This window comes from Parascardovia denticolens DSM 10105 = JCM 12538 (genome assembly GCF_001042675.1).
Classification (GTDB): domain Bacteria; phylum Actinomycetota; class Actinomycetes; order Actinomycetales; family Bifidobacteriaceae; genus Scardovia; species Scardovia denticolens.
Map to the genome: position 1 here is coordinate 348,382 of NZ_AP012333.1, position 18,050 is coordinate 366,431.

An 18,050-nucleotide genomic window follows, 5' to 3' on the forward strand; every position below is an offset into this window, starting at 1 on the left:
GAATAGCTGAATTTCCCTTATTCTACAACGCCAGGGAGAAGCCCCGGTCTTTTTTGTCCTCATTTTTGAGGAGGGTGGATTGGGCTCTGATCGCCTTTCGTTTAACCTGATGCTGTGACGCTTGTCTTAGCGGTGATACCTGTGATAACTATCATCTGTATGCCTGCATATCTGTATGCCTGATTGAATCTATGCTCGAGGAAGGAGGAACCCCATGAAGCCGGATGATCTTGATGTAGATAAGAAGCAGAGGATCCAATTTAAGAAGGAATCAGGTAATACTTCCAGGTGCGATTTGTCTGTCCAAAATCTGTCGAAAAAATATGGGAGGGCCAAAAGGTACGCCTTGGAGGACGTGAGCTTCCAGTTGCATCCCGGTTCCATCACCGGTGTCTTGGGACATAACGGGGCTGGGAAATCGACTTTGCTGGGCTCCATCGTCGGGGGAGTCAAAACCCAATCAGGGTGCGTCCTCTATGATGGGCAAGACCTGACCAAAAACCCCAAAAGAGCGCGGGAAATCTGCGCTTTCATGCCTCAATCCTATGTGCCACTGACTGGCGTCAGCCCCAGGGAAGCCTTGACAAGCGTGACGGGGATGCGAGGTTTCTCACGGGAGGAAGGCGAACGTCATGTTTCCGACTTCTTGCAAGCCCTGTCCATCGAAGAATACGCCAATACTCCCGGGGAGAAGTTGTCTGGTGGCTATCATCGGTTGATTTCCCTGGGGATGGCCATGGTGCAGCAAGCTCGGGTCTATCTGCTGGACGAGCCGACCAACGATGTCGATCCCATCCGCAGGAGGCTCTTGTGGAAGATGCTGCGGGACACGGCCGACCGAGGCGCCATCGTTCTGGTGGTCACGCATAATCTGGAGGAAATCCAATCCGTCGCGGACCGCCTCCTTGTCTTCGATGAAGGGCATCTGGTCAAAGCGGCGACCCCTGCCCAGCTGTCCGCCCTGTCCCAAGATACATATTTCAGGGTCAAGGATTCATACCCGGGGGAGAAGCTGAATGCGCTGCCAATCAAACAGATTGAGCGGGCTGGCAACGATATCACTTTCCACTGCGATTCCGCTTTTTCGTCTTTGGTCATATCCGAACTCAGCCGATCCTTCGCGGACGACTATTCGCTCTCGTTTTCCGTGTCCCGGGGGACGATCCAGCACGCGTATGAACAACTCGTGGGGAAGGAGAAGACAGCATGAACCCGAGGAACGAAAAAATATACCGGGATGCTTGGCAGGGCCGAGTTTCGCAAGGGCGTCGAATCTCCCAAGACCGGCGGGTTTCGCAAATCCGTCGCGGGATCATCCGCCAAAGCTCGATCATGCGGTGGAACTTCCTGCGGCATCGCTTTCTCTTCACCTCATACACGATCCTTCAAGCCATGTTCGCGCTCGCTATCATCTTTGGCCTCACTCTGATGCTTGACATGAAGGGGAACTCCGCCGTCGCCAGCGTCAATTCCGGTGTCTGGCAGCTCTGCCTGATCACCATTGGCTGCAATCTGGCACCTCAAACCATGGCGGGGTCAATCAGCGAAGGGTTCATGGATTATCAGCGTAATCTTCCCGTTTCTCGGGTGGGGATTCTTCTGTCTGACTGGATAATCTGGGTCGTCGTGGTGGCTCCGGGGACGGCTGTCGCCATCCTGGCAGGATGGGCGAGATTCGACCTCGCCCCTCATAATATCGGACTTCTGGCCCTGGCCCTTATCGCCAGCATGTTCAGCTGTCTGGCCTTTGGCTATATGGTCGCTTTGTGGTTCAGCCAGGACGTGGTGACGATTCTGGGTCAGGCGATCATGTTTTTGGCCATGCTCTTTTCGCCCATTCTTTACCCGGCCAGCCGGCTGCCTCATCAAATCATCGTCTTCCACAATTGCCTGCCTTTTGTACCCATGCATAGAATCATCATGGCCCTCGCCTTCCCTTGGACCGGCTCTGTTTGCTGGACTGATGCGGCCGTTGTGCTCGCTTGGTTCGTGGCCTGCCTCGCCGTCTGTTTAGGCGGACTTTACAAACGGAAGTGAAACACGGAAAGCGATCGGGAGGGGCGGCTAAGGCAAGGGAGGAGTGGCTAAGGCAAGGGAGGAGCGACTAAGGCGAACGACAAAGGCTGATAGGGCGGGCCTGGTCACTGGTCGAACGGGTTTGGCATAATTGAAAAGCTTCTCCGGGGAGGTCTGCCCGTCAGACTTGCCCGGGGCTCTTGCGGGAGAGGCAAGCGAACGTCTTGCATCGTCTGTACCGCGACAAGAAAGAAGAACCAGATAATGGCTCCTAAGAAAAAAGTCTCAGCTCTGATCAAGCTGCAAATCCCGGCAGGCAAGGCCAACCCTGCGCAGCCACTGGGCCCCGCTTTGGGTTCCCACGGCGTCAACATCATGGACTTCACCAAGGCATATAACGATGCCACGAAGGACAAGATGGGCCAGATCATCCCTGTTGAGATCACCGTTTATGAGGATCGCTCCTTCACCTTCGTGCTGAAGACTCCTCCTGCTGTTTCCCTCCTGCTCAAGGCTGCCGGTATCGAACACGGTACCGCCAACGCCCTGACCACCAAGGTTGGTTCCGTCACCAAGGCACAGGTTCGCGAAATCGCCGAAATCAAGATGCCTGATCTTTCCGCCCGCGACATCGAAGCCGGCATGAAGATCATCGAAGGTACCGCTCGTTCCATGGGCCTGACCGTCACCGAGTAATCAACCAAAGGTTCAAGGAGAATAAACAGATGACTAAGCGTTCCAAGAAGTATCGCGAAGCCGCCGAGATGGTGGATCGCAATAACCTTTACACCGATGAGCAGGCCGTCGCTTTGCTCAAGAGCATGCCCAAGCGCGGTTTCGATGAGACCGTCGAGGCTACTTATGTGCTTAACGTCGATCCCCGCAAGGCTGATCAGCTGATCCGCGGCACCGTCAACCTTCCTCACGGAACTGGTAAGACCGCCCGTGTGCTGGTTTTCGCCCGTGGCCCTCAGGCTACCGCCGCTGTGGAAGCTGGAGCTGATGAAGTTGGCGATGACGAGCTGATTGAGAAGGTCTCCAAGGGCTATCTCGATTTCGACGCCGTTGTGGCCACCCCCGACATGATGGGCAAGGTCGGTCGCCTGGGTCGTGTGCTCGGTCCCCGTGGCCTCATGCCTAACCCCAAGACCGGTACCGTGACTATGGATGTGGCCAAGGCCGTGTCCGACATCAAGGGCGGTCGTATCGAGTTCCGCGTGGACAAGGACGGCAACCTGAGCTTCATCATCGGCAAGCTTTCCTTCGCCGAGAAGGACCTGGTGGAGAACTTCCGTTCCGTAGCTGATGAGATCCGTCGTCTCAAGCCCGCCACCGTCAAGGGCCGCTACATTGAGCGCGTGACCATGGCTTCCACCATGAATCCTGGCGTTCCCATGGATGTGACCCCGCTCGCCTAGCGTGACTCGGATAGGCTAAGGCAGTTTGAGTTTGACCACCGAGAGGATGGTCGCAACTCATTGCCTGGTTGGTGTCTAGTTGGTACATGGGTTGTGCCAGATTATTGCCTGGTAAGGTTCATACCTTGCCGGGCTTTATTTTCGCCTGATTATTTTGATTTCCCCTTCCTCTTTTTCCCACCTATTTCCCTTGTTTTCATCCATGATGGTCTCAATGTTGCCTCATTTTGTCCCCTCGGCGTATACGAAACGCGGTTACAAAAAAACAGGGTTGGAAATGGCGGCCTGTTTTCTGTAACCGCGTTTTGTATACGCCGGAGAGGGGGTGATGGCCTTTGTATGTGGGGGGGATTTAGGTCAGGCTGGAAGGAGGGACACTTTGTAAAAATGTGCCCTTATGGGCGACATGCCGTTCGGTTTGTGTTCGGAAATGTTAATTTGTGTGTTATTATGTTGATATAAACGTTCAATCATTCGACGATGATGGTTACTTAAGCATTTGCATGGGAAGGATAGCGTAATCTTTCCACGTTTGAAAAGGTCCGCCGGCACCGGCGTCCGACGATCCATGCAGGGCTGAGACCTCACAGGGGAGGGCTGTTCATGGCAGCGATAACGACAAGTCCCATCACAGGGGAAGTCCGTGCCAACAAGCACAAGGCTGACTGGCGAGGCTGGAAGTTTATGTGGCCTTTTGCGCTCGTATTTGTTATCGTGTTCATTTTCCCGATCATCTATGCCATCTACATCTCTTTCTTCCAGACCAAGATGATCGGCGGCGAGCAGTTCGTGGGATTCTCCAATTACGTCCGCCTTTTCCATGATCAGGATTTCTGGTCCTCGGTCCGCCGGGTGGCCCTTTTCACCATCGTCCAGGTGCCGATTATGCTCTGCCTTGCCGCCTTGCTGGCTTTGGCCATTGATTCCATGAAGCTGCATGGGACCAAGTTCTTCCGCATCTCCACCTTCCTGCCTTACGCGGTTCCGGCCGTGGTCTCCGCCCTCATGTGGGGCTTCATCTACGGCGCCAAGTATGGTCTGGTCGGTTCCCTCAACTCCTGGTTGGGAACGGACTTTGATGTTTTAGCGCCAAACGTGCTTCTTGTATCAATCGGCAATATCGTTACATGGGAGTTCACCGGCTACAACATGCTCATCTTTTACTCCTCCTTGTCCACCATCCCCCACTCCCTCTACGAGGCGGCCTCCATCGACGGCGCTTCCGAGTGGGACATCGTGAAGAGGATCAAGCTGCCCGAGCTGAAAGGGTCTCTGGCCATCACGGTCATCTTCTCCATCATCGGCTCCTTCCAGCTTTTCAACGAGCCTTCGGTCCTGTCTGCCATGGTCCCTGGCAACGGGATCACCACATATTACACGCCTAACATGTACGCCTACAACCTGAGCTTCTTGGGTGGCCAGTCCAACTACGCCGCCGCCTTGGCCATCGTCATGGCCGTCATCACCATGGTCATCGCTTACGCCGTCCAGCTCAACAGCATGAAGGAGCAGATGAAGTGACCGTTTCCACTTCCGCAGCATCAACAGGTCAGAAGCGAACCAGGACAGGGGAGTCCGCCATGAGTTTCGACGAACAGCAGAAAGCGGCCAGGAAGGCCGAAAAGGCCCGCCAGAAGAGGGTCGCCAGGGACGAGGCAGCCGAGCGCAAGAGGGCGGCGAAGATCGGATTCTCCAATCCGTCCAATCCCCGGCGCAGCGTCGGCCTGACCATCCTGACCGGCATCTTCGCCATCTATTGCATCTTCCCCCTGGTCTGGCTGGTCATCAATTCCACCAAGACCCAGGCGGATTTCGTCTCCACCTTCGGTCTGGGCTTCGGCCATTCCTTCGCCATCTGGGACAACATCGTCACCACCTTCACCTACCAGGGCGGAATCTTCTCTCGCTGGCTGCTCAACACTTTGCTCTACGTGGTGATCGGCGCCGGCGGGGCCACCTTGCTGGCCATCATGGGCGGCTACGCCTTGGCCAAGTTCCGCTTCCCCGGGCGCAAAGCGGTCTTCGCCGTCATCATCGGATCCATCTCCGTTCCGGGCATCGCCCTGGCGGTCCCTCAATTCCTGCTTTTCTCCAAGATCGGCATCACCGACACCCCCTGGGCCATGATCATCCCCAGCTTGATCAGCCCCTTCGGCCTCTATCTGATGTGGATCTTCTCCGAGCAGGCCGTGCCCACCGAGCTGCTGGAAGCCGCCAGGGTGGACGGGGCCAGCGAGATGAGGACCTTCTTCACCATCGCCCTGCCGCTTTTGTCCCCCGGCATCGTGACCACGGCCCTCTTCACCATCGTGGCCACTTGGAACAACTACTTCCTGCCTTTGATCATGCTCAAGGATTCCCAGTGGTATCCTCTGACCATCGGCCTCAACCAGTGGAACAAACAGGCCAATACGGCGGGAGCCCAACCCATACAGAATCTTGTCCTGACCGGATCCTTGCTGACTATCATCCCTCTGATCATCGCTTTCCTGATGCTTCAGAAGTATTGGCAGTCCGGCTTGGCCGCCGGGGCGGTCAAGGAGTAAAGAAGGAGGAAAGGACCAGTTTTCAGGCCGAACGGCCGCAATGCAACCGGATGCCAGGGATGGACGACCATCGCCGGCGTCCATAGGAAATCAAGAAAAGGAACAACAGTGAAGTTTTCTCTCGGTAAGAAGTTGGTCGCCATCGCCGGCGCCGCAGCCATGATGGCTTCTTTCGCCGCCTGCGGGTCGTCTTCATCCGTCAAGGACGAGTCGACCGACCCCAACGCCAAGGTCACCCTCAACGTCTGGGCCTGGGAGCCCACCCTGAAGGGTGTGGTCACTAAATTCGAAAACAAGTACCCCAACATCAAGGTCAAGCTCAACAACGTAGGCACCAACCTGGACGCCTACACCGCTTTGAACAACGCCATCGACGCCGGCAAAGGCGCCCCGGATGTGGCTCAGATGGAGTATTACGCCCTTCCTCAGTACGCCATCAAGGGCGCGCTCAAAGACTTGTCCTCTTTCGGAGCCAGCAAGTACAAGAGCTTCTACACCCCCGGCACCTGGTCTTCCGTCCACTGGCAGGGGAAGATCTACGGGCTTCCTTCTGATTCCGGCCCTATGGCTTTCTTCTACAACAAGGCCGTCTTCGATAAGGCCGGCGTGACCAAGATCCCGACCACCTGGGAAGAGTATTATCAGGCGGCCAAGAAGATCCGCAAGACCGGTTCCTACATCACTTCAGATTCCGGCGACGCTGGTTTCTTCGACTCCATGGTCTGGCTGGCCGGCGGACATCCGTATAAGACCTCCAAAGATGGGCAGAGCGTGACCGTATCCCTCAACAAGGATTCAGGTACTCAGGAGTTCGTCAAGTGGTGGCAGAAGATGATTGACGAAGGTCTGATCAATACGAAGGTCAAAGGTTGGACTGACGATTGGAATCGAGGCCTTGGCGACGGCTCAATCGCTTCGCTTCTTACCGGTGCATGGATGCCGGGGACGCTCGCCGGCTCGGCGCCGCAAGCCTCCGGTAAGTGGCGGGTAGCTTTGATGCCCACAAAGGATGGCAAGCGGACGAACGCCGAAAATGGCGGTTCCACCCTTTCCGTCCTTAGCTCTTCGTCCAAGGCTACAGCTGCGTATAGGTTTGTCGAGTTCTGTAATCACGACCGTGCAGGAATTGATACTCGCCTTGCAGGAGGCGGATTCCCTGCCGACACAGAGACGATGAAAGATGAAAAGTGGCTGAGTTCGAAGACTGTGAATGATTCCATTGGTAGACCATTGGAATATTTTGGCGGACAGGAGTATAACCGTGTTCTTGCGCAGTCCGCTGCGAATGTCGCTACCGGTTACGAGAACCTCCCCTTTGAGGTTTATGCCCGCAAGATTTTTGGAGATGCAGCCGGAGGAGCCTATACCGATAAGTCAGTCACGCTGGAGAAGGGCATCTCCAACTGGCAGACCAAGCTCAATGAGTATGGCAAGCAGCAGGGCTTCACGATGAAGGAATAGGCTTCTCTTTTTTCATATCCTGTAACTATCCTGGCTTTCTTCAGAATCGCTGGGATAGCCGCCCTGGCGGTAGCGTTGTCTCCTTTATTATTTTTCTCATATTCAACTGTTGGGAAAAGGAGACGAAACACCACTGTCAGGGTCTTTTTGCGTTTTCAATGGGAATCTTCACAACAGGGTTGTCGGCAAGGCCTTGCCGAGCGGATTCCCTATAGCGGGTAAAATGGCGGATGTGTGGTTAGCAGTAATGGCAAATGAAAAGTAGGTATGACAGAATGGATTTGGGACAGCCAGGGCGTGACATGGGACAAACGAGATATGATATGAAGTATTCAGGGAATCAGGAGCATGAGAATGGCAGACTGATGGATCATGACATCCCGGAGATTCTGTTGCGGGACGGATATCTGATCCCTCAAATCGGGTTGGGGGTTTTGCGTATTGATGATGAGAGTGTGGCGCATATAGTCGAGGTAGCCTTGGAGGCAGGTTATCGGCATATAGATACGGCCGCAGGATATCATAATGAGGCCGGAGTCGGTCGGGGGCTGGCAAAGGCCGGCTTCGCTGACGGTTCCAATCGCCAGTCTGTATGGATAAGCACTAAGGTGAGTGATTCCCAGCAGGGTTATGACTCTACTCTTCGGGCATTCGATCAGCAGATGGGCAGTCTGGGTTTGGATTATGTGGACATGTATATGATTCATTGGCCGACACCTTTTGATTGGCGCAGTGATTCCACGTGGAAGGCGATGGCGAGACTCCGGCAGGAGGGGAGAATCCGCAGCTTGGGAGTGTGTAATTTCATGCCTTCGGATTTGGATCGGTTATACAATCAGGTAGGGGAGTACCCAATCGTGAATCAAATCGAGTTGCACCCCACTTGGCAGCAAAACGAAGTGCAGACGTATTGCCGGAATCACCTGATAGCGGTGGAAGCGTATTCGCCCATGGCCAGGGGGGCTGATTTATCCGCCGGCGATGGGCTGATTGAGGAGATTGCCCTTTCGAAAGGGGTGTCTCCAGCTCAAATCGTCTTACGTTGGCATCTGGAGAACGGGACCATCATCATCCCCAAGACTGTTCATAAAGAGCGCATGATGGAGAATCTAGACCTGTTCGGCTTCGCCCTCACTCCTCAGGAACATGCGGCCATTGATGGGTTGGATTCCCCACATCGTGTCGGTCATGATCCTGCGACCTTTTCGTATAGCTGAGCAATGGTGGTGAAGAATCCAAAACGGTCGGACGATGGTGAGGGCCGTGATCTTTCAAGGCTGAATCGATCCAAGCGTTTGAGACGTGCCTCTATCGAAGATGTGGCCAGATTGTCTGGGGTATCCCGACAGACTGTCTCCCGGGTGATAAACGAGTCAGGATACGTGGCTGATGCAACTCGGGAAAGGGTCCAGGCCGCCATAGCGCAGCTCGGTTATCAGCCATCCCAGACGGCACGTGCTCTGGCGACTAGTCATACAAGGATGATTGGAGTGATTGCCGGCGGCATCAATTACTATGGTCCGATTTCCACGATTTCCGCTCTGGGGCAAACCGCACGGGAATACGGTTATTCCATCGTTTTGGCGAATGTAGATGAGCGGAAGCTCACTGAAGAGGATTTTCGGTCCGTTGTCACTGGTTTCCGCAGCTTAGGGGTGGAAGCCTATGTGCTGGTTGCTCCTACCGACGCTATGATTCGTGCCATCAAACGGATGGAGTTCTCCGTCCCCTGTGTCATCGTCACCGGATCGGATGGGGCTGAAAATCTTGAAGAGTGGCTAAGGATGAAGGAATCCGTGATGGCTGTGGGAATCGATCAGTGGAATGCCATGCATCGGATTTCGCGGATATGTCTTTCTCAATCCGATACGGTTTATTACTTTTCCGGCCCTCTTGCCTGGCGCGACGCTTATACCCGGCAGAAGGCCATCATTCATGCTTATGAGGATGGGAGGGCTGAAAAGAAGGGGGAATTATTCGTCATTCCTGTGGGGTCTTGGGAGGCTGAAGCAGGCTATGACCAAGCCGTCAAGCTTCTTTCTCACCTTGAGGCGAAGGAGTCTGAGGAGAATCATGACATGGTATGTCTCGTGTGTGCGAATGATCTTCTGGCTTTGGGGGTTTTGAGGGCGATCAGTGAGAAGCCTTGGGCGGACGTTCAAGGGAAGCGGTTGAGGAATCGATACTTTGTCTGCGGTTATGACGACATGCCCGGATCTGATAACGCGCAGCCGCCATTGACAACAGTGCATCCTGATTTCCATGCGTTAGGGGTCCTGGCCATACAGCTTATTCTGAGCCGGCTGGATCCCAGTGATGGCGGTCATCAGGCAAGCGTTGATGCACTGAATGCATCTCAACGGTGCGGAGTCTGGCAGATTCCTGCTTCGGTGGCGGTTCGTCACAGTCTGACACCTGGGCTCTGGGCTGAAAACAACTAAGTTTGCATTTCTTCTTGAATGCATGTACAATAGTTCCCAAGACATGTGTGAGCGCTCACATATCGGTGAAGATCCGCTCTGCTGGTAGGTGAAAAAGTATGGCAATGGAGGCGTCCAGTGGCTTTTCATGTTGCTGAAGACGATGCGAGGGAACTTATTCTTTCGGGCCGGACATATCTTGGGATAGAGCTTGGGTCAACCCGGATCAAATCCGTTTTAATCGATGAGAACTTCCGCATCTTATCGCAAGGATCCCATGATTGGGAGAACAGATTCATCAATGGATTATGGACTTATTCGGAAGAGGATATCTGGTCCGGCTTGCAGGATTCGTATGCCTCTTTAGCGGGCGATGTTAAAAGGCGATTCGGGCTCGCGCTCACTCGGGTGAAAGCCACAGGCTTTTCCGCCATGATGCACGGCTATTTGGCTTTCGATCAAGCAGGCCGTCTTCTTGTTCCCTTCCGCACTTGGCGCAACACCAACACCGGTCAGGCGCATGAGAAACTTTCCCGTCTCTTCCAATACAACATCCCGGAGCGTTGGTCCATCGCCCATCTGTATCAAGCGGTACTTGACGATGAAGAACATGTGGGTCGGGTGGCTTACGTCACTACGCTCGCCGGCTATGTGCATTGGAAGTTGACCGGCAGCAAGGTACTGGGAATCGGTGATGCTTCCGGGATGTTTCCAGTTGACCCACAGATGCATACATGGGAGCAGGGTTTTCTGGAACGGTTCTCTCAGCTTCCTGAAGTCGCAGCGCAGCCATGGGATATCCGCGATATATTGCCTTTTCCTCTGGTCGCGGGCAAGGATGCCGGCAGGCTGACGGAGGAAGGGGCGCTTCTTCTGGACCCGACCGGCGTGCTGCAGGCCGGCATTCCTCTGGCCCCGCCTGAAGGGGACGCCGGGACCGGCATGGTGGCCACCAACACGGTACGGCCACGAAGCGGCAATGTTTCCGCTGGGACTTCCATCTTCGCGACCGTTGTCTTGGAAAGGAAGCTCAGGCATCCGCATCCTGAAGTGGATGTGGTAGCCACCCCCTGCGGGGATTTAGCTGGCATGTCGCATGCGAATAATTTCACTTCCGATCTCAATGCCTGGGTTGGCCTTTTCAAGGAATTCGCACAGTCTGCGGGGCTCCATTTGGATGATAAAAGCCTGTATTCAGTCCTCTTCCGAGCGTCCTTGGTCGGAAAGGACAATCCCGGAACGGACCCGGACGCGGGCGGACTCATGAATTATTGCTTTTATTCCGGCGAGTTCCTGGCGGGCTTGGAGCAAGGCCGTCCTCTCTTCATGCGGAGTCCTCAGGCTCATATGACTTTGGGAAATTTCATGAGGGCGCAACTGTTTTCTGCTTTTAGTCCGGTCAAAATCGGCATGGATGTGATGACGAAAGAAGAAGGCGTGAGGATCGATTGCATGGTAGGGCATGGCGGAATCTTCGCTACTCCTCTTGTGGCCCAAAGGATTTTGGCGGCCGTCTTTCAGTCTCCTATCAAAGTCATGTCTACAGCCGCAGAGGGCGGGGCTTGGGGCATGGCTGTTCTTGCTGCCTATCTGATGCAGAACAAAGGCAGAAAGTTGGAGGATTTCCTTGATGACGTCGTTTTCGCCCACAGCAAGGGGACTACGGAGACGCCCGATCCTGATGACAGTGAGGGATTCAGGGTGTTTTTCCATCGGTTCGTTCGCGGGTTGCCGGTGGAACGAACGGCAATCGAAGCTTTCCCTCTGGAAAGCAGGCGAAAAGGAGATCGGAAAGCCAAAGACGAACAAGCCGAGACCCGGTGAAAGGAAAAATGATGGCACGTTTGAACGATTACCCTGATGAAGTCAAAAAGGAAGTGACCAAAGTCCGGCGGGAGGTGAGCGACTTACACCAGCAACTCATTAAATGGAATCTGGTGGTGTGGACGGCCGGAAATGTGTCTCAGCGTCTGAATAACGCCGATTTGATGGTCATCAAGCCTTCTGGTGTGCGTTATGAGAATCTGACCCCGGAATCCATGGTGGTTTGTGATTTGGATGGCAAAGTGGTGGATGGGAAGGAAGCCCCCTCCTCCGACACTGCTTCCCATGCCTATATCTACCGGCATATGCCGGACGTTTATGGGGTGGCCCACACCCACTCCACTTATGCCACTGCCTGGGGGGCGGTAGGCCGGCAAATCCCCTGTGTCCTTACCATGATGGGGGATGAATTCGGGGGGCCGGTTCCTATCGGCCCTTTCCGGCTGATCGGCTCCGAGGCCATCGGCGAAGGGGTGGTGGAGACCTTGAAAAGGTATCCTAAATCGCCTGCTGTGATCATGCGCAATCATGGTCCATTCACTGTCGGAGACAGCGCCGAGGCGGCCGTCAAAGCGGCCGCGATGACCGAAGAAGTCGCTCGGACGGTTTGGGCCGCCCAGGCGTTGGGAGATCCGATACCGATATCCCAGGAGGATATCGATCGCCTGAACGATCGTTATCAAAACGTGTACGGGCAGCGATGATTCTGATAGGAAAAGCAGAATTGCTTCATCAACAATGACAACAATGATTCAAGCTAATGGCACAAAGGAGCAAATCATGGCAATGATCAATCCCTTCGAGGGGAAAGAGATCTGGTTCGCCGTCGGGTCGCAGGACCTTTATGGTGAGCAGGCGCTGATTCAGGTTGCCCACCAGGCGCAGGACATAGTGAAAGTCCTGAACTCGTCCGCGAGTATCCCGGTTGAGCTGGTTCTCAAACCGACTTTGAAGGACTCGGATTCGATTAAGAATTTTATGATCGAAGCGACAGCGGATCCCTCTTGCATAGGCGTCATCGCCTGGATGCATACTTTCAGTCCGGCTAAGATGTGGATTCGGGGTTTAAATGAATTGCATAAGCCGCTTTTGCAATTGAACACACAGCATCATCTGGAAGTCCCGTGGGATACGATGGATATGGATTTCATGAATTTGAACCAATCGGCTCATGGAGACCGTGAATTCGGCTATATTGTGACCCGTCTCGGCATCCCCCGTAAAATCGTGGTAGGGCATTATACAGATCCCGAAGTCGCCGAAAAGATCGGTACCTGGGCTCGCGCCTGCGTAGGTTGGGAAGCGGCCAATAATATGAAAGTCATGCGATGGGGCGACAATATGCGTAATGTGGCCGTCACAGAAGGTGATAAGACTGAGGCCGAGCGCGTTTTTGGCGTTTCCGTGAACACGTGGCCAGTCAACGAACTTGCCGCATATGTGGATGCCGTAAAGGACGATCAGGTCAAAGGCATCATCGAAGAATACAAAAAGGATTATAATGTTGCCCCCGAGCTTTTAGGCGACCGCTATGAGTCTTTGTTCATCGCCGCAAAGGAAGAAGCCGGCATGCGGAATATGCTCAAAGACGCCGGGGCGACTGCCGCGGTGGATAACTTCGAGGACCTGGGTGCTCTTCGTCAGTTGCCAGGCGTCGGAGCCCAGCGGTTGATGGCTGATGGTTTCGGATTCTCCGCCGAAGGAGACTGGAAGACTTCGGTCCTGGTCCGCATCGGAAACGTCATGGGCTTTGGCCTTGATGGCGGGTGCTCTTTGATGGAGGATTATTCCTATAATTTCGTCCAAGGAAAGGAAAAGATTCTGGGAGCGCATATGCTGGAGGTTTCCCCTTCCTTGAAGACCGATGGGAAACCCAGTTTGGAGATTCATCCTTTGGGCATCGGAGGCAGGGAAGATCCGGTGCGTCTGGTTTTTACCGCGACCCCGAAGAAGGATGCCGTAGTCGTGGCCATGTCCGATGTGGGGGAGCGCTTCCGCATGGTTCTGAACGTGGTAGACGTCGTTCTTCCCGATCATGAGCTCCCTTTGCTCCCCACGGCTCGAGCCTTGTGGAAGCCTCAGCCGGGTTTGAAGACATCGGCACAGTGCTGGCTTTTATCCGGTGCCGCGCATCATACCTGTCTGACCACCACGGTCGGCCGCGAAGCATGGGAAGACTTCGCTCGCATCGCGGCGGTTGAGCTTGCGGTCATTGACCAATCCACGACTCCGGAAAGTTTTGAGAACCAGCTTCGTCTTAATGACGTATATTACCGGTTGAACGAACGTTTCTGACCTTTCTTGTTCCCTCCTTTGACTCCGTTTTCGTGAATCAAATGGAATCAGTATCATTCATCAATATAAATTCGATATCAGACCAAGGCTGAAGCCTTGAAAGCACAGAAATGGATATAATGCGCATGAACAAGTTGAAAGCGCGCTTAATGATTGACGATGATTTTCTTGTAGGTCCCGTGCCGGATCGGCTCTTCGGCTCTTTCGTGGAGCACTTAGGCCGATGCGTGTATACGGGGATTTACGAGCCAGGACATCCAAGCGCTGACGAGAATGGGTTTCGTCGGGATGTCCTTGATCTGGCTCGTGAACTGGGAGTGACCACTATCCGCTATCCAGGCGGGAATTTCGTTTCGGGATACCGGTGGGAAGATGGAGTCGGGCCGGCGGCGCGCCGTCCCCGTCGATTGGATTTGGCATGGCACTCAACAGAGACGAATGAATTCGGCCTGCATGAGATGAATTCATGGTTGCATAAGCTTGGGGACAATGAGTTGATGGAGGCTGTCAACCTTGGCACCAGAGGTTTGGAAGACGCCTTGGACCTGCTGGAATACGCCAATGTCCCAGCTGGTACGCATCTGTCCGAACTTCGAAAGGAAAACGGCGCCGCCGAGCCTTTTGACATCCGGATGTGGTGCTTAGGCAATGAGATGGATGGGCCGTGGCAGTTGGGCCACAAGAATGCGCATGACTATGGCACTCTGGCTGCATCAGTGGCTCGAGGACTCAGACAAATCGACCCCGATCTTGAGCTGGTCGTCTGCGGTTCGTCCGCGCATGGCATGGAAACCTTTGGACAGTGGGAGGCCACTGTTCTCCGGCAGTGCTATAACCTGGTGGACTTCGTTTCCTGCCATGCCTACTATCAACCCCGCGACGGTGACTTGGCGAGTTTCCTGGCTTCAGGTGATGATATGCGCGCTTTCATCAAGGATGTCGGCAGTGTCATAGGATCCGTCAAAGCTGAGCTCAAATCCGACCATGACATCCATATCTCTTTTGATGAATGGAATGTGTGGTATCAAGACGCGGAACCCTCGAAGGTCCCCGAAGGCATTGATAACTGGCCGGTAGCTCCTCGGCTGCTTGAGGATATGTACTCCGCCGCCGATGCCGTCGTCGTTGGCGATTTACTGATTGAGCTGCTTTCGTCCGTGGACCTGGTGCATTCGGCTTCGCTGGCTCAGTTAGTCAATGTTATCGCTCCCATCATGACGGAACCAGGTGGTCCCGCATGGCGGCAGACTATTTTCTATCCTTTCGCCGCTGTAGCTCGGTCGGCGAAAAGGGGGGTTGTCCTTCAGCCGCGTCTGGATTCATGCACGCATGAGACCAATGCTTATGGGCAAGTGAAGACCATCAATGCCGTAGCTGTCCGTGGCTGTAATGGCAACCTTGAGATTTTCGCGACCAATCGGTCTCTGACTGATGACGTTGAATTTACGATTCAGAATTTCGATGAGAACCAGCCGAAGGTCATTCTGGCTTCCACGTTGCATGAAGATGACCTTCATGCAAAGAATACCCTCCGTAAACCGGATCGAGTCACCATGCATACGAATAACACGGTTTCCATCGAAGGAAAGGAGGTCAGCATTACCTTGCCAAAAGCTTCATGGACCCATATCACCATCAAGTAAGGATATGGAAGAAAATCAATCGAAGATTTAAACTCAATGAGGAGTATTTAAATGAAATTCTCAATAATGAAGAAGCTTTGTGCCGGAGTCGCAGCAGTTATAATTTCGTTGTCTTTATCTGCATGTGGACCGAAGAATACGGCCAACGGCAGCGCTGATCCCCATGCTAATGATTCAGCTTCTTGCACGAATAAACTCAAATTCCCCTATGCCGAGAAGGTTGTGGTCTGGGCGTGGTATCCGCAGATGCAGAAATTCGCCGACATCTTCAACTCGAAGCATAAAGATGTCCAGGTCTGCTGGACAAATGCCGGCCAAGGCAGTCCAGAGTACACCAAATTCAATAACGCTATCAAGGCTAAGAAGGGCGCTCCTGATATCATCCAGCTGGAGTATGAAGCAATGCCTCAGTTTGTTGCGGGAGCCCAAAAGCACCTGGTTGATTTAGGCAAATATGGCATGAATAATTTCAAGGACGATTATACGCCGGGTGCATGGAGCGATGTGACAATGGGAGGCGGAGAACAGGTCTATGGAGTTCCGGTAGACCAGGGGCCTTTCGTCATGTATATTAATCAGACAGTTTTTGATAAGTATAATGTGAGAGTACCTACAACATGGTCTGAGTTTGAAGAGGCGGGTAAAGATTTGAAGGCCGCTGGTTATAAAGGTTATCTGACCGATTGGAATCCCAGCGGTACGGCTGTCAACATTTCCCTGTTCGCTCAGACCGGTACTAAGGTCTATAGCTACAAGGCTTCCTCTGCTGACAAGGTTGGTATTAACTTTGACCAACCGGGCGTTAAGAAGGTCTTAAGTTACTGGCAGAAATTAGTCAAGGAAGGCCTCAGCGACACTACGGATGCCAATACCACTGATTGGAATAATCAGATGTTGACCGGGAATTATGCCGCCTACGTTCAAGCTTCTTGGCTGGTGGGGTATCTGAAGGGCCTGAAGAATGACACTTCCCAGAAGTTCCGTGTTTATCCGGCCCCGAAGTGGGATGACTCAACCCCCTATGTTAACCAAGGAGGGTCCGCTTGGGCAGTGACCGATCAAGCCAAAGATACCAAGGTCGCAGCCAAGGTGGCCCGTGAGATTTTTGATTCCGACGAAGCTCAGAAGGTCGCTGTTGAAGAAGCGGGTCTTTTCCCGACTTGGGCTAGAATGCTGGAGTCGGGCACCTTTAAAGGTATGAAAGAATCTTTCTTCGGCGATCAGAAGATCAACGAGATTGAGGGTCCCGCAGCCCAGGCTTACCAGGGGTATGAGTTTTTACCGTTCCAAACGTATGCCTATGATCAGCAGACCAAGGCGTTCACCAAAATAGTGAAAGATGGTGGTAGCCCTGATTCGGGTGTCAAAGATTTGAACGATACCTTAAAGCAATACGCAAAGCAGCAGGGTTTCGCTCTGCGCTAAGTGTCGTGTTAACGGGCCAGCAGTTTTATGTCTGGCTGGCCCACTTCAAGTTCCTTTTTCGAGGTAATCATGACGTTTTCTGTCAGTAAAAAAGCGGAACGTAAAAAAACAACCACCCATAATGCGGCCCGGAGGGACAATATCTGGGGCTGGCTGTTCACCGCTCCATTTGCCATTATTTTTACGTTATTCTTAATTGTTCCTTTGACTTATGCCTTCTATATATCCTTATTTACTTACACTCAGGTCAAGGGCGAATATTTTTCCGGGTTTGCGAATTACGTACGCGTCTTTCATGACCAGACTTTTTGGGCTGGTATGGGAAGAGTGGTCGTTTACACTCTCACCATGGTGCCGATCCAGCTGGGGCTGGCTTTGTTTTTCGCTCTTCTGCTGGATGTGATCAAAAATAAGTTCGCTTCTTTCTCTCGCCTGATCATCTTCCTTCCTTATGCCATTCCTGGCGTGATCGGAGCGTTAATGTGGGGTTTCATGTATTCAAAGAACATGGGTCCTTTTACGACGATCTTCGGGATGCTTGGTCTGCGCACGCCGGACTTTCTGACCAGCAGTGGGATTTTCGGGGCATTGGTCAATGTAGTCACTTGGCAGTGGACCGGTTATTATATGGTAATCCTATATTCAGCTTTGCAATCCATCTCGCACGATATCTATGAATCAGCTCGGTTGGATGGAGCCAGCGAATTTAAAATCGCCACTCAGATTAAAACACCGATGATCTCTGGCTCGATTGTGATGGTTACGATTTTTTCTCTCATCGGTACCCTGCAATTTTACACGGAACCTACAGTTTTGCGTAATCAGGCGCCGACGGCCATACTCCCTGAATATACTCCAAATATGTATGCACAGGCTCTGGCTTTTGGCTATAATCAAACAAATTATTCAGCGACTGTTTCTTTCGCTTTAGGAATTCTCGTTGTAATTTTTAGTGTGATTTTTATGAAGCTTACTCATAAGCAGTCAGGCTTAGGTGATTGA

The 18,050-nt window shown here is 53.2% G+C and carries 15 protein-coding genes; all 15 read left to right on the forward strand.

Features of this window, described 5'->3' with window-relative positions; all coding sequences use genetic code 11:
• Nucleotides 1-295 precede the first annotated feature (295 nt).
• Nucleotides 296-1,210: an ABC transporter ATP-binding protein gene (locus tag PSDT_RS01545; protein ID WP_223293598.1), complete on the forward strand. Its 915-nt coding sequence runs from the start codon at nt 296-298 to the stop codon at nt 1,208-1,210.
• 122 nt (nt 1,211-1,332) lie between these two features.
• Complete coding sequence (locus PSDT_RS01550; protein WP_269450650.1) at nt 1,333-2,037, forward strand: ABC transporter permease; 705 nt, start codon at nt 1,333-1,335, stop codon at nt 2,035-2,037.
• A 243-nt stretch (nt 2,038-2,280) separates the two neighbouring features.
• Nucleotides 2,281-2,712 (forward strand): 50S ribosomal protein L11, encoded by a 432-nt coding sequence (gene rplK, locus PSDT_RS01555; RefSeq protein WP_006290667.1) that lies wholly within the window; start codon nt 2,281-2,283, stop codon nt 2,710-2,712.
• Between the two features lie 29 nt (nt 2,713-2,741).
• The gene (gene rplA / locus PSDT_RS01560) at nt 2,742-3,434 is read left to right on the forward strand and encodes a 50S ribosomal protein L1 (RefSeq protein WP_006289659.1); all 693 of its coding nucleotides are present in this window, start codon (nt 2,742-2,744) and stop codon (nt 3,432-3,434) included.
• Nucleotides 3,435-4,037: 603 nt separating this feature from the next.
• Nucleotides 4,038-4,955, forward strand: coding sequence for a carbohydrate ABC transporter permease (locus PSDT_RS01565; RefSeq protein ID WP_006289660.1), 918 nt, complete (start codon nt 4,038-4,040; stop codon nt 4,953-4,955).
• Nucleotides 4,956-5,014: 59 nt separating this feature from the next.
• Complete coding sequence (locus tag PSDT_RS01570; RefSeq protein ID WP_143828334.1) at nt 5,015-5,980, forward strand: carbohydrate ABC transporter permease; 966 nt, start codon at nt 5,015-5,017, stop codon at nt 5,978-5,980.
• A gap of 108 nt (nt 5,981-6,088) precedes the next feature.
• A complete protein-coding gene (locus PSDT_RS01575; RefSeq protein ID WP_006289662.1) occupies nt 6,089-7,441 on the forward strand; it encodes an ABC transporter substrate-binding protein in 1,353 nt (450 codons plus the stop codon).
• 365 nt (nt 7,442-7,806) lie between these two features.
• A complete protein-coding gene (locus PSDT_RS01580; RefSeq protein ID WP_036737602.1) occupies nt 7,807-8,658 on the forward strand; it encodes an aldo/keto reductase in 852 nt (283 codons plus the stop codon).
• Between the two features lie 3 nt (nt 8,659-8,661).
• A complete protein-coding gene (locus tag PSDT_RS01585; RefSeq protein ID WP_006289664.1) occupies nt 8,662-9,882 on the forward strand; it encodes a LacI family DNA-binding transcriptional regulator in 1,221 nt (406 codons plus the stop codon).
• Between the two features lie 117 nt (nt 9,883-9,999).
• Nucleotides 10,000-11,685, forward strand: a complete 1,686-nt coding sequence (locus PSDT_RS01590; RefSeq protein WP_006289665.1) for a xylulokinase — start codon at nt 10,000-10,002, stop codon at nt 11,683-11,685.
• Between the two features lie 11 nt (nt 11,686-11,696).
• Complete coding sequence (locus PSDT_RS01595; protein WP_006289666.1) at nt 11,697-12,389, forward strand: L-ribulose-5-phosphate 4-epimerase; 693 nt, start codon at nt 11,697-11,699, stop codon at nt 12,387-12,389.
• A 76-nt stretch (nt 12,390-12,465) separates the two neighbouring features.
• On the forward strand, nt 12,466-13,980 hold the full coding sequence (gene araA, locus PSDT_RS01600; RefSeq protein WP_006289667.1) for an L-arabinose isomerase: 1,515 nt from the start codon (nt 12,466-12,468) through the stop codon (nt 13,978-13,980).
• Nucleotides 13,981-14,090: 110 nt separating this feature from the next.
• Nucleotides 14,091-15,623, forward strand: a complete 1,533-nt coding sequence (arfA, locus tag PSDT_RS01605; protein WP_006289668.1) for an arabinosylfuranosidase ArfA — start codon at nt 14,091-14,093, stop codon at nt 15,621-15,623.
• A 51-nt stretch (nt 15,624-15,674) separates the two neighbouring features.
• Entirely contained in the window at nt 15,675-17,048 is a 1,374-nt protein-coding gene (locus PSDT_RS01610; protein ID WP_006290663.1) for an ABC transporter substrate-binding protein, read from the forward strand.
• 69 nt (nt 17,049-17,117) lie between these two features.
• On the forward strand, nt 17,118-18,050 hold the full coding sequence (locus PSDT_RS01615) for a carbohydrate ABC transporter permease (RefSeq protein WP_006289671.1): 933 nt from the start codon (nt 17,118-17,120) through the stop codon (nt 18,048-18,050).

Bases quoted from the DNA above. Each gene is read 5' to 3' on its own strand.
- PSDT_RS01550 (WP_269450650.1), top strand. From the start codon at position 1,333: ATGCGGTGGAACTTCCTGCGGCATCGCTTTCTCTTCACCTCATACACG.
- rplK (WP_006290667.1), top strand. From the start codon at position 2,281: ATGGCTCCTAAGAAAAAAGTCTCAGCTCTGATCAAGCTGCAAATCCCG.
- rplA (WP_006289659.1), top strand. From the start codon at position 2,742: ATGACTAAGCGTTCCAAGAAGTATCGCGAAGCCGCCGAGATGGTGGAT.
- PSDT_RS01565 (WP_006289660.1), top strand. From the start codon at position 4,038: ATGGCAGCGATAACGACAAGTCCCATCACAGGGGAAGTCCGTGCCAAC.
- PSDT_RS01570 (WP_143828334.1), top strand. From the start codon at position 5,015: ATGAGTTTCGACGAACAGCAGAAAGCGGCCAGGAAGGCCGAAAAGGCC.
- PSDT_RS01580 (WP_036737602.1), top strand. From the start codon at position 7,807: ATGGATCATGACATCCCGGAGATTCTGTTGCGGGACGGATATCTGATC.
- PSDT_RS01585 (WP_006289664.1), top strand. From the start codon at position 8,662: ATGGTGGTGAAGAATCCAAAACGGTCGGACGATGGTGAGGGCCGTGAT.
- PSDT_RS01595 (WP_006289666.1), top strand. From the start codon at position 11,697: ATGGCACGTTTGAACGATTACCCTGATGAAGTCAAAAAGGAAGTGACC.
- araA (WP_006289667.1), top strand. From the start codon at position 12,466: ATGGCAATGATCAATCCCTTCGAGGGGAAAGAGATCTGGTTCGCCGTC.
- arfA (WP_006289668.1), top strand. From the start codon at position 14,091: ATGGATATAATGCGCATGAACAAGTTGAAAGCGCGCTTAATGATTGAC.
- PSDT_RS01610 (WP_006290663.1), top strand. From the start codon at position 15,675: ATGAAATTCTCAATAATGAAGAAGCTTTGTGCCGGAGTCGCAGCAGTT.
- PSDT_RS01615 (WP_006289671.1), top strand. From the start codon at position 17,118: ATGACGTTTTCTGTCAGTAAAAAAGCGGAACGTAAAAAAACAACCACC.